This window comes from uncultured Sphingorhabdus sp. (genome assembly GCF_937872355.1).
Lineage (GTDB): Bacteria > Pseudomonadota > Alphaproteobacteria > Sphingomonadales > Sphingomonadaceae > Sphingorhabdus_B.
Genome location: NZ_CALMSV010000082.1, coordinates 1 through 10,723 on the forward strand (window position 1 = coordinate 1; position 10,723 = coordinate 10,723).

At 58.2% G+C, this 10,723-nt stretch carries 11 protein-coding genes and 1 pseudogene; 7 read left to right on the forward strand and 5 right to left on the reverse strand.

All coding sequences use genetic code 11. From position 1 onward, the window contains the following. From Q0239_RS04735 to Q0239_RS04760, 6 genes are all read left to right on the forward strand, one after another. Positions 1-898: hemolysin family protein (locus Q0239_RS04735; protein WP_298599200.1), on the forward strand; the 898-nt coding region annotated here is incomplete at its 5' end. 123 nt (positions 899-1,021) lie between these two features. Beyond that, positions 1,022-3,889, forward strand: a complete 2,868-nt coding sequence (locus tag Q0239_RS04740) for a pitrilysin family protein (RefSeq protein WP_298599203.1) — start codon at positions 1,022-1,024, stop codon at positions 3,887-3,889. A 25-nt stretch (positions 3,890-3,914) separates the two neighbouring features. Continuing rightward, positions 3,915-4,217, forward strand: a complete 303-nt coding sequence (locus tag Q0239_RS04745) for a hypothetical protein (RefSeq protein ID WP_115550438.1) — start codon at positions 3,915-3,917, stop codon at positions 4,215-4,217. A 122-nt stretch (positions 4,218-4,339) separates the two neighbouring features. Further along, entirely contained in the window at positions 4,340-4,894 is a 555-nt protein-coding gene (locus tag Q0239_RS04750; RefSeq protein ID WP_298599211.1) for a TspO/MBR family protein, read from the forward strand. Between the two features lie 3 nt (positions 4,895-4,897). After that, positions 4,898-5,209: an accessory factor UbiK family protein gene (locus Q0239_RS04755; RefSeq protein WP_298599214.1), complete on the forward strand. Its 312-nt coding sequence runs from the start codon at positions 4,898-4,900 to the stop codon at positions 5,207-5,209. A gap of 119 nt (positions 5,210-5,328) precedes the next feature. Beyond that, complete coding sequence (locus Q0239_RS04760; protein ID WP_298599217.1) at positions 5,329-5,841, forward strand: YbjN domain-containing protein; 513 nt, start codon at positions 5,329-5,331, stop codon at positions 5,839-5,841. Positions 5,842-5,844: 3 nt separating this feature from the next. Here the strand turns inward: Q0239_RS04760 and Q0239_RS04765 are convergent, their stop codons facing one another. Together Q0239_RS04765 and Q0239_RS04770 are read right to left on the reverse strand one after the other, a co-directional pair. Further along, entirely contained in the window at positions 5,845-6,255 is a 411-nt protein-coding gene (locus Q0239_RS04765) for a PaaI family thioesterase (RefSeq protein WP_298599220.1), read from the reverse strand. Beyond that, entirely contained in the window at positions 6,252-6,719 is a 468-nt protein-coding gene (locus tag Q0239_RS04770) for a PaaI family thioesterase (RefSeq protein WP_298599227.1), read from the reverse strand. Before Q0239_RS04770 ends, Q0239_RS04765 begins: the two co-directional genes overlap by 4 nt. Positions 6,720-6,801: 82 nt before the next feature. Here Q0239_RS04770 and Q0239_RS04775 point away from each other — a divergent pair, with 82 nt between their 5' ends. Next, positions 6,802-7,287: an MmcB family DNA repair protein gene (locus Q0239_RS04775; protein ID WP_298599230.1), complete on the forward strand. Its 486-nt coding sequence runs from the start codon at positions 6,802-6,804 to the stop codon at positions 7,285-7,287. Here the strand turns inward: Q0239_RS04775 and Q0239_RS04780 are convergent, their stop codons facing one another. From Q0239_RS04780 to Q0239_RS04790, 3 genes and pseudogenes are all read right to left on the reverse strand, one after another. Then, a complete protein-coding gene (locus tag Q0239_RS04780) occupies positions 7,288-9,216 on the reverse strand; it encodes a DUF3604 domain-containing protein (RefSeq protein ID WP_298599233.1) in 1,929 nt (642 codons plus the stop codon). Between the two features lie 78 nt (positions 9,217-9,294). After that, entirely contained in the window at positions 9,295-10,083 is a 789-nt protein-coding gene (locus Q0239_RS04785; RefSeq protein ID WP_298599236.1) for a sterol desaturase family protein, read from the reverse strand. Between the two features lie 3 nt (positions 10,084-10,086). Continuing rightward, positions 10,087-10,723: pseudogene (locus tag Q0239_RS04790) on the reverse strand (alkene reductase); the annotation flags it as partial.

The window sequence follows — 10,723 nt, forward strand, 5'->3', positions numbered from 1 at the left end:
AATAGCGGCGATAGTCGCACGTCCGATGGAATGGCTGGCCCGGATAGCCGCGCCTTTTGTCTGGTTGCTCGACAAATCGAGTAGTCTGATTTTCAAACTGCTCGGCCTCAACCGCGACAATCGCGACGCGCTGACCACCGAAGAGCTGAAAGTCGTTTTCACCGAGGCAACGCATGCCGGAATCATCGAAGAGCATGAGCATAAGGTGATTTCGGGCGTTGTCAGGCTTGCGGATCGACCCGTGCGCGAAGTGATGACGCCGCGGACGGAAGTTGACACAATTGCAGCAGATGCCAGCGCCGAAACGATCCGTGACCGGCTCTTGAATTCGCCGCATACCCGCCTCCCCGTCATGGGCGAGAGCGTCGACGACATTATTGGCGTGGTGCAAGCGCGTGACATTGTTGCCGCCCAGATCGAAGGGCGTCCGCTTGATTTACGTACCATGATGCGCAAGGCGGAAATTGTTCCAGACCAGCTAGACGCGATGGATGCACTCGAAATCCTGCGCAAATCGGAAGTTCCGATGTTGCTGGTACACGACGAATATGGTCATTTCGAAGGTATCGTCACGCCCAATGACCTGCTCGCCGCGATAGCGGGAGAATTTGCGTCTGATCAAGAACAGGGGAGTGCGGCGAACATCGTGACACTCGACGACGGTTCGCTTCTGATAGACGGAGGCATGGCCGCAGACGCAATGGCGCAGGCATTGGATATCCAACTGCCGGAAGATCGGGACTATGCGACCGCTGCGGGGCATGTTCTTCAGATACTTCGCCATTTGCCCGAAGAGGGCGAGAGCTTTGTCGACAATGGCTGGCACTTTGAAGTGGTCGACATGGATGGTCGCAAAATCGACAAATTGCGCGTTCGCAAGGCCGCCGAAAAAGAATGATGTCGCCTGCATTCGGCTGTTTGTCGAAAAGGTGTTTACCCGCATTGTATTCGCCGCCTGCCGCAGTATATCCGTACTATCCGCCTGAAAGGGCACATAAGTTTCCCTGAGGAGAGCTTTTACATGATCCGCAAACTCACGCTGGCGCTTGCCGTATCGACTGTTGCTCTGTCGAGCGCCGCCATCGCCAAATCCGCTCCTGCGCCCGTCGCCGACCTCGTGAAAACGGTCAATATCCCCTATGAGAAATTCACCCTCGACAATGGTTTGACGGTGATTGTCCACGAAGACCGCAAGGCACCGGTGGTAGCGGTTTCGATCTGGTATGGCGTTGGTTCCAAGCATGAGCCCAAGGGCCAAACCGGTTTTGCCCATTTGTTCGAGCATATCATGTTCAATGGCAGCGAAAATGCGCCGGGCGATTATTTCCAGTACACCAAACAGATTGGCGCGACCGATCTGAACGGCACAACCTGGCTCGATCGCACCAACTATTTCCAGACGGTCCCGACCAGCGCTCTCGAATCCGCGCTTTTCCTTGAAAGCGACCGCATGGGTCACCTGCTTGGCGGCCTGACCGAAGAGTCGGTGAAGACGCAGATCGGCGTTGTTTCCAATGAAAAGCGTCAGGGCGACAACCAACCTTATGGCTTGGTTGAATATGCCCAGTCGGAAAATCTGTTCCCCGTTGGCCACCCCTATCACCACAATACGATCGGCAGCCTTGAAGATCTGGCGGCTGCCAAGCTTGATGACTTCAAGCAGTGGTTCAAAGATTATTATGGTCCGAACAATTCAGTACTGGTGCTCGCCGGTGATGTGAATGCGGCGCAGGCGAAGCCGCTGGTGCAGAAATGGTTCGGCGATGTGGCACGTGGCCGTGACGTTCCGCCGGTCAATGCACCTATCCCGACACTGGACGCGCCGAAAAAGATTGTGCTGAAGGACAAGGTTCCAGCCACGCGTATCTATCGCAACTGGATTGTCCCAGGCCTGGCTGACCCGGACTATACCGCGTTGCGCGCTGGTGCTTCGGTGCTGGGCGGCCTTGCCAGCTCACGTCTTGATAATATCCTGGTGCGCGAAGAACAAAGCGCGGTTTCGGTCTCCTCCTTCGTTCTGCCTTTCGTTCATGGCAGCCTGTTCTGGGTACAGGCCGATGTGAAGCCCGGCGGTGATGCGGACGCTGTTGCCAAGCGGCTCGACGACATCATGGCGGATTACATCGCCAAGGGGCCGACCGCCGACGAAGTTCAGCGCGTTGCGGCGAGTGAGGCAGCAGGCCGGATCGACGGGCTTGAACAGGTCGGCGGCTTTGGCGGCAAGGCGGTCGCGCTTGCCGAGGGACAGCTCTACACCGGCGATGCCGATTATTACAAAAAGGAGCTGGAACGGCTCGCGGCTTTGAAGCCCGAAACCATTTCCGCAGCCATGCAGAAATGGCTCACGCGTCCGGTGCTGGAAATCCGCGTCGAACCAGGTGAGCGCGAAGCCTATAAGGAAGTCGCATCGGGTTCCGGCGCGCGCACCGGCGGCCTGACCACTCCGGCCTTCTATTTGGCACCGGGCGGCGATGGCCACGCGACTTCAGGCGTCAAGGCAGATCGCAGCAAAATGCCGGCACCCGGCGCAACCCCGGCGCTCGATTTTCCGACGGTCGAAACCGGCAAGCTGAAAAACGGCATCAAAGTGCATTTCGCGCGCCGTAATGCCGTCCCCGCTGTACGCATTGCGGTAAGCTTTGACGCGGGCTATGCCGCCGATCCGGCTGACAAGCGCGGCGTTTCGAACATCATGGGCAATTTGCTGTCGGAAGGCACGCTAACATTGAACGCAACGCAGCTTGCGGAAACAGAAGAACGTCTGGGGGCGGATATCAATGTGGCCTCGGCGCAGGACCGGACCGTCGCGTCGCTGCGTGCGGTGAAACCGAATCTGGCCGCATCCATCGATTTGCTGGCCGATGTGGTCAAGAATCCAGCCTTCGCCGAAAAGGATCTGGAACGCGTCCGCGTCCAACAGCTTACACGCATCGCGGGCGAGAAGAACCAGCCACAAGGTTTGGCGCTGCGTGCGTTGCCGGAAATCATTTACGGCAAGGCGCATCCCTATGGCGGTTCGCAAACGGGGACGGGTGATGAAGCAGCGGTGCGTACGTTGACGCGTGCTGATGTGGTGTCCTTCCACCAAAGCTGGATTCATCCGGCGAAGGCAGAAATCTTTGTTGTCGGTGACACTTCGCTCAAGGAAATCACCAAATTGCTCAACAAGCAGTTCGGCAATTGGAAACCGAAAGCGAGCGCGGCTCCGGCCAAGAATTTCGCTGTTGCCCTTCCAGAAGCGAAAGCGCGCATTGTCCTGATCGACCGGCCCAATTCGCCACAGTCGTTCATCCTTGGTGGCAAGGTGCTGGACGCCAAGGGCAGCGATGATCTGTTGCCGTTGCGCAGCGCCAACGAGATTTTCGGCGGTGATTTCACCTCTCGCATCAACATGGATCTGCGTGAAACCAAGGGTTGGTCTTACGGGGTGCGTTCGCAAGTCGGTGGCAATGAAGCCCGCGTGCCATTCCTTGTGTTCGCACCGGTACAGACCAACCAGACCGGCCCGTCGCTGGGCGTGCTGTTGAGCCAGGCGCGAGATTTTGTGACGAGCAAGCCGATAACCAAGGAAGAGCGTGACACGACTGTGGTCAGCAATGTTCTCGAACTTCCTGGCAGCTATGAGCAATCGGCGGCCGTTCTTGGTCAGATGCGCGCCGATGCGCTGTTCAAGCGTCCCTTCGACTATGCCGAAAAGCTGGCTGGAAAATATGCCGCTTTGACTCCAGAAAGCATGACAGCCGAGTTCAAATCCAAGATCAACCCTGACAAGATGAGCTGGGTCGTGGTAGGCGATGCCGCTAAGGTAAAGCCGCAGTTGGAAGCGCTTGGATTGCCGGTTGAAATGCAATCCGAAGCTGCTAAGCCTACTGACACCAATGCAAATTAACACCTGAATCAAGAGGAGACGATTAATGGCAGCAGTAGATGGCGATTGGGAAGTAACCGTCAAAAGCCCGATGGGTGACCAGAAGTCGGTTCTGACCATCAACAGCGATGGTGACAGCTTCACCGGCAAAATGCAGGGCAGCCTGGGTTCGATGGACATTGCCAATGGCAGCGTCAGCGGCAACACGCTCAGCTGGAAAATGGACATGACTGTGCCGATGCCGATGACGCTCGATTGCACTGCCACCGTAGATGGCGACAGCATCACCGGCGAAGTCAAGGCAGGTGCCTTCGGTTCGATGCCGGTTTCGGGTACGCGCAAGGCGTAATTCGCTCCAAAATATTGAATATTTGGCAGGCCGCTTCCCCTTTTGGGTGAGCGGCCTTGTCGTTTCCGAATGCGGTGCGTAAGACTTTGGTTAGCCGATTCTCACAGGCCGAAGGGAACAGAATGAGCCAGCTTGCCTCTCCCTCCCAATTGCGGATGTCGCTGTTGCGATGGGCCTTGTTCGTCGTCCCGACGATCATGTTACTCGGATTTCTCTCGGGCACAATTTCCGGATCGGGCGAGCAAAATAGCTGGTTTGCCGAACTGGTGAAGCCAGAGGCGCAGCCCCCGGGCTGGGCCTTTGGTGTCGTTTGGCCGATCCTTTATCTGCTGATGGGCATCGCTTTTTCGATGATCTTGAACGCACGTGGCGCGCGACTGCGTGGTATCGCTATAGCGCTTTTTCTCGGCCAGTTGGCCTTGAACCTCTATTGGTCGCCGCTGTTTTTCGGCCAGCATCAGGTGACGGCCGCTTTCTATCTGCTTCTCGCGATATGGGGCACCGCATTTGCCACAACAATTGTCTTCGGGCGCATTCGCCCAGTGGCTGCATGGCTGTTGGTGCCATACCTCGCCTGGCTCAGTTTTGCGGCGATTCTCAATTACCAGATCGACCAATTGAACCCCGATGCAGAGCGACTATATGTTCCTGCAGCAACTTCCGAAATCGGAGCCTGAGCCATGCAGAGCGACAAGCGCATTTTTGACGATCTTTCGAAATTCCTGAACGGCGTTGCCGGAACGGTCGCTGGCATGGGCCGCGAGGCCGAGGCAGGATTTCGTGAGCGCACCCGCGAATGGGTCGCGGGTATGGACCTTGTCAGTCGCGAAGAATTTGATGCTGTTAAGCAAATGGCGGCAACGGCGCGTGCCGAGGCCGAGGAACTGAAGGCGCGGGTGGCTGCGCTTGAGGCTGCATCGGGTAAAGCCAAGGTGGCGCCGAAAGCGGCGGCAAAGCCCGCGCCCAAGCCAAAGGCAGCGCCCAAGAAATAAAGGGCTTAGCGCCCTTATCCACATATGGCCCACAGACTAATGCACCTTCGCGTGCTTAGGCAGTTGCGCGCGAGTCCGCCGACAGGCATTTACCATGCATAACAAGCGACAGGGCCGCGATGCGCAACCAGGACGAAGATTTTACCGAGTTCGAGCGCGAAGAGACTGCGCCATTGGACATGCTCGCCGCGCTTTTTGAAGCGCGCGGTTGGGATTTTGAGCCTGTCAGCGACGAGGAAGTCAGCGCGGAATTCAAGGGCAGTTGGACCAGCTATCAAATAAGGGCCATCTGGCGCGAAGAAGACAATGCGTTGCAACTGCTCGTCATGCCCGATGTCACCGTGCCCAGCGACAAGCGCGACGATGTCTATAAGGCACTCGGCCTGATCAATGAACAACTCTGGATAGGACATTTCGACCTGTGGTCGTCGAACGGTATGCTGCTGTTCCGGCATGGCAGCCTGCTGCCGCCCAACGGCCTTTTGGGGGTCGATCAGGCGCAAACAATCATCGATGTGGCGCTCGACGAGTGCGAGCGTTTCTATCCGGTGTTCCAGTTCATCATCTGGGGTGGCAAATCGCCCGAAGAGGCGATTACCGCCGCATTGGTGGAAACGCACGGAGAGGCCTGAGCCTCAGCTTCGTTTCAGCAGATAATGGAGATAGGCGATGGTGATCGGCTTGGTCGGATCATCCTGCCAGGCACGCGCCTCGACATTGGCCATGGTGCGACCAAGCCGGGTAACTTCGCCCACGGCATAGGTCGTCTGCGGCGTTCCACCGCGCATGAAATCAATGGTGACATTGACCTGCTTGAACGTCGCCTCGTCGCCCCTTTCGTGTAGCGCATGCTGGATGGCGGCAACCGCTGCCATTTCGAGCAAGCCAGAAATTGCGCCGCCATGCAGAAAGCCGGGGCGCCCCTGCACCTTGTTGGCGAAGGGCATTTCTATCAGCGGCGCACCATTATGAATTCCTGTGATGACCATATCGAGCGCGCGCGCATAAGGCGGCAGCAATTCGGTGCGGGGATCGGGCGTTGTCATCCGAGGCGGTCCCCCACCCGGATAAATGTACCGCTGACATGCGCGAGCGGCTCATCAAGATTGCCATTATGCGCCACACCGCGGACAAAGCCGATGCTGTGCGAAAGGTGATAGCAATAGCCGCGTCCAAAAACACGCGCACCTTTGGGCGAGGGGCGCAGATAGTCCACGCGCAGATCCATCGTCACCTGCGGGCGGAACTCCTGCAGTTTGGTCCAGATCGACATGCTGGTCGCATTGTCCATCAGGCTGATGACCACTGCGGAGGCGAGGACGCCGGTATTGGGGTCACCAACCAGATCCTCACGCCAATCAATCGCCAGTTCGACCCAATCTTCGCCATGGCCGACATAGTCCATGCCCAGAAAGCCGCCATGGCCAGCCTTGCCCATGAAGCTGATCGCCAGCCTCGGGTCGAAACCTCCGTGGGCAGCGGTTATTTCGGCAACCGTTTTTTCCTTCATGGCTTGACCCTATCGGCTGGGCGACGCGCTGCCAAGGCAGAAAGGGCTTTATCTTGTTCGCGCTTCGTTCTAGCCGTTTGACATGGCGAGCAATTCTATAGGTCTGCAAATTGATTCGGCAGCGGTCGCGCGCGGCGTCAGCCGGTTATTTCTTCGTAACCAGATCATGGTGCAGCCCGAGGTCAGCCTGCGCAACAATCGCCGGGCCGATCTGATGGGCATCAATGCCAAGGGCGAAATCATTGTCGTCGAAATCAAGGTCTCGCGTGCGGACCTGCTGGGTGACCAGAAATGGCCCGAATATCTCGATTATTGCGACCGCTTCTTCTGGGCGGTTCCAGCAGGTTTTGATTTCTCGCCGATTGAGGGGGAGGCATTCCTGCCTGATCGCACAGGCCTGATCGTGGCGGATGCCTATGATGCGGAAATCGTCCGCTCCGCCGCATTGGTGCCGCTGGCAGCGGCGCGGCGCAAGGTCGAGATGCAGCGCCTCGCCCGGCTCGCCATGCGGCGGTTGATGGGGATAGCGGATCCCGACCCTTCACTGGCCGGGATCGCTGTCGAATAATCAGACCGTCGGGTTGTACCAGATCGGCGACGTGTAGGCGCGCTCCTGCGACTTCAGCTCCATTTCAGGCAACAACTTTGCGCCGTAGCGGATCATGTCGAACAACACCCAGCGCGGAGTAGGTATTTCGAGCACACGCACATAATAAAAAGCGCGTTGGCCGGGGTTGAATTCGGGATCGCTCCACACCGTGCGCAGTTCCGGCGCCCCGATACTGTTGGAATAGGTTGCCTTTTTGATGTCGACCGTGTCCCCCACCGGGGTCAGTTTGCCGCCAACCAACTTGCGTTCGTCTGGTGAGGACCAGCTTACGTCAAAGACCTTCTCTTGCATCTTGCCCGACGCATCGACCCAGCCCTTTACCACTTGGACACGGTCCAGATTGGCGCCTTCCGGATCCTTGAGCGCGGAAATCAGGAAACTCGGTTTGCCTGTGCCTGCCTTTAAGTCAGCCCCCATAGGTACGCCGCGTGCATAGCCCGTCTTTACCCAGTCACCAGCCCAATCTTTGTTGCTGAAATCCCAGCCACCAAAAACGCGTACCTGCATGCGCGGGCCCGTGGTTGCATAGACTTCACGCCGCATCATTGCGTCGAAAATGGCTGCTCGGGTGTTGGCAGTCGCCCAGACGGCAGCATAGCCACCCGCCAGATAATGCCAGCCGAAGCGGCCTTGGCGCGTGCCCAGATTCTGCGCGGAAGCTGCACGCGTGGCATTGGGTTCGTTGCCGCTGTGTTTGCCGAAGAAATTGTCTTCATCGGCTGTCGCAAGCGCCGTATGGCTGTCCGTCGAACCGATCAGGCCGAATTTGTAAGGGTTAACCCCAGTCTTCGCTTCGATAGCCAGACCACGTTTCAATGCCTCGCGGACATAATCTCCGCCCAGCATATCCGGCGTTTTGTTGCGTTGCATCGTCAGGTTGCCGAGTTCCCATCCGGCATCACCGAAATTGGCAAACTCGTCATTCGGTGAAAGGAAGGGATGGCTCTCGCTGTCACCCTTGATCTGGGTAATTTCGACCAGTGGCTCACGTGCGGCGCGGCGACGGGCATAATCGGCGGTCATCGCACCGCCACCCGGTTGCACCATCTCAAACATCAAGCCATTGGATACGTTGCTGTTGTGCGGGATCGCCAGCATTTTGCCGCCCGTCTTCTTCTCATAGGCGTCCATATAGTCCCAGAGCTGATCGGGCTTGTCGCTGTTGTCAGAGGTCGGGTCGAATGGCCGCACCTGATCAGCGCGTAGTTTACCGTCGCGGAACATCACGACGCGGTGCAAATTGTCGCCGTTGGGCATCAACGTATATTCAAAGCCCATGAAGGCGGTGAACTTGCCGGGTTCGTTGTAACGTTCGACGATCGCAGTATGGCTTTGCCAGATCTTCATCGTGTTCTTGCGCGACTGTTCGGGCGGGAACAGATCTGCCAGCTTGCCTTCGCCCGCCATGTTAATCAGCTCGGCGGTGACGCGCTGCATGCCATCTTCGCCTTCGTGCATCATGTCGTGCCAGCGCAGCAGCGTCTTGTCCTTGATCATGAAGCGCGGTGCATCATAAAGCGCACGGGTGGCACCTAAGCCTCCGGAGTGGTCGGCAATCACCAAAAAGTCGAGCGGGCGATCGAGTTTCGCCTGCAGCCCCATAGTCGATTTCACTTCTTCGCCGCGCGCAAATCGCAACGCTTCTTCCGGGCCAATCTTCACGCCAAAGCCGAAAGCGTCGATTGAGTTCGAGGTGTGCAGGTGCGTATCGCCCCAGAGCAATTTGGTCGCGATGCCGCTAGTAATTTCTTTGTCGTTGGCTTCCTGCATCTCCGCAGCGCGGCTCGCCTCACGGCTTTCCTTGAAAGCGCCCCAGCCGAAATACAGTCCCGCGCCCACCGCTGCAGCCGCGACAGTGCCCAGTGCAATCTTGCGAATTGATGCCATGTTTCCCTCTCCCTCAAGCGGAAAACTGCGCTTTTGAACACGTCTCGTCAATACCTTCCGAGATGTCAGTAGCTGACGTTACGTCAACGGTAACTTCAGGCTGACCCCTGCATGGGTGGGGCGTTCATCCTGCAGTTCCTGCAAACCGATCGGCTGATGATTGCGGCCAAATTCCGACTCCGCACGATAGGTTCCGAACAGCCGGTCCCAGATGGTCAGTGCAAAGCCGTAATTGCTTTGCTGCTCTTTGAGTGCAGTGCTGTGATGGACGAGGTGCATATCCGGAGTGACGAGAAATGGCCGGATCAGTCGGTCAAGCCAGCGCGGCAATGCAATGTTACCGTGGTTGAAGGCAGCATTGGCCGCGAGCCAGGCTTCGAAAGCGATAATAACGGGCGCGGAGACGCCCAGCAGCAGAACCCAGCCGATCTTCCAAAGGATGGAAAAGGCGATCTCACCCGGGTGAAAACGGATGGCGGTCGAAACATCGATGTCGGGATCGGCATGGTGCACTTTGTGGAGACGCCATAGCAGCGGCACCTTGTGGGTCAGTAGATGTTGCAGCCACATAGCGAAATCAAGCAACAGTAAGGCACCCAATATTTCGGCCCACTGCGGCACTGCCAAGCGATTGAATAGGCCGATGTCCTTTGCCTCGGCCCAAAGCGCAATTGCGGGAACGGCGATTATCCAGGCGATGATCCAAACAATTACACGATTGCTGGCGAACAGGATCAGACCCGTGGTCCAGCGACGCAAACGGCCGAAGCGCAGTTCACGCCTCGGCCGGAAGAATTCGAGAATGGCGATCAGCGCAAAGACGAGAGCCGGGATTATGGCTACCAGCTTTGCGCTCGTATCGCCCATAGCTTAGGCCGCTTCGGCCTCCAGCGTCGGATAGTCGGTATAGCCCTCTGCACCCGGCGAGTACCAGGTCTTGAAATTGTCAGGTGCCACTTCGGCTCCCGCCCGCAGGCGTTCGACTAGGTCCGGGTTGGAGATATAGGGGCGACCAAAGCTGATGGCATCGGCCAAGCCACTCGCAAGATCGGCCTGCGCGGTTTCGAGCGTATATTCCTGATTGAGCACGAGCGGGTTCGTGAACACCTTGCGGATGTGCGGCGATACCGGCGGCACGTCGCTGGTTCCGAAATTGCCAAAGGTTTTTTGCTCGCGCAGTTCGAGGAAGGAGATGCCGACCTTTTGCAAGGCGGCTGCTGCGGCGGTGGAAAGGCCGACGGGATCGGTGGCGTCGACCGTAATGGTCACCGGCATGGTGGTGCCGACCGGGCCGTCGTTGGTCACGCCGTGGATGACGGGCGGCACGCTGACCACCCGCACCTCGCCGGCGCCCTCGGCTGTCCGGCCCGCGGCGTCGGTCACGCGCAGCGCGATCGCGGTGGTGTCGCCGCCGGTCAGGTCGGTCGCATCGAACGTCGGCGCGGCGCCGGCCTCGTCGCCCTGCGGGGCGGCGGTCCCGGTCTCGCCGAACACGCCGTCGCCGTCC

Excerpts from the sequence above, each read along its gene's own strand:
- Q0239_RS04740 (WP_298599203.1), top strand. The coding sequence starts at position 1,022 with ATGATCCGCAAACTCACGCTGGCGCTTGCCGTATCGACTGTTGCTCTG.
- Q0239_RS04745 (WP_115550438.1), top strand. The coding sequence starts at position 3,915 with ATGGCAGCAGTAGATGGCGATTGGGAAGTAACCGTCAAAAGCCCGATG.
- Q0239_RS04750 (WP_298599211.1), top strand. The coding sequence starts at position 4,340 with ATGAGCCAGCTTGCCTCTCCCTCCCAATTGCGGATGTCGCTGTTGCGA.
- Q0239_RS04755 (WP_298599214.1), top strand. The coding sequence starts at position 4,898 with ATGCAGAGCGACAAGCGCATTTTTGACGATCTTTCGAAATTCCTGAAC.
- Q0239_RS04760 (WP_298599217.1), top strand. The coding sequence starts at position 5,329 with ATGCGCAACCAGGACGAAGATTTTACCGAGTTCGAGCGCGAAGAGACT.
- Q0239_RS04765 (WP_298599220.1), bottom strand. The coding sequence starts at position 6,255 with ATGACAACGCCCGATCCCCGCACCGAATTGCTGCCGCCTTATGCGCGC.
- Q0239_RS04770 (WP_298599227.1), bottom strand. The coding sequence starts at position 6,719 with ATGAAGGAAAAAACGGTTGCCGAAATAACCGCTGCCCACGGAGGTTTC.
- Q0239_RS04775 (WP_298599230.1), top strand. The coding sequence starts at position 6,802 with ATGGCGAGCAATTCTATAGGTCTGCAAATTGATTCGGCAGCGGTCGCG.
- Q0239_RS04780 (WP_298599233.1), bottom strand. The coding sequence starts at position 9,216 with ATGGCATCAATTCGCAAGATTGCACTGGGCACTGTCGCGGCTGCAGCG.
- Q0239_RS04785 (WP_298599236.1), bottom strand. The coding sequence starts at position 10,083 with ATGGGCGATACGAGCGCAAAGCTGGTAGCCATAATCCCGGCTCTCGTC.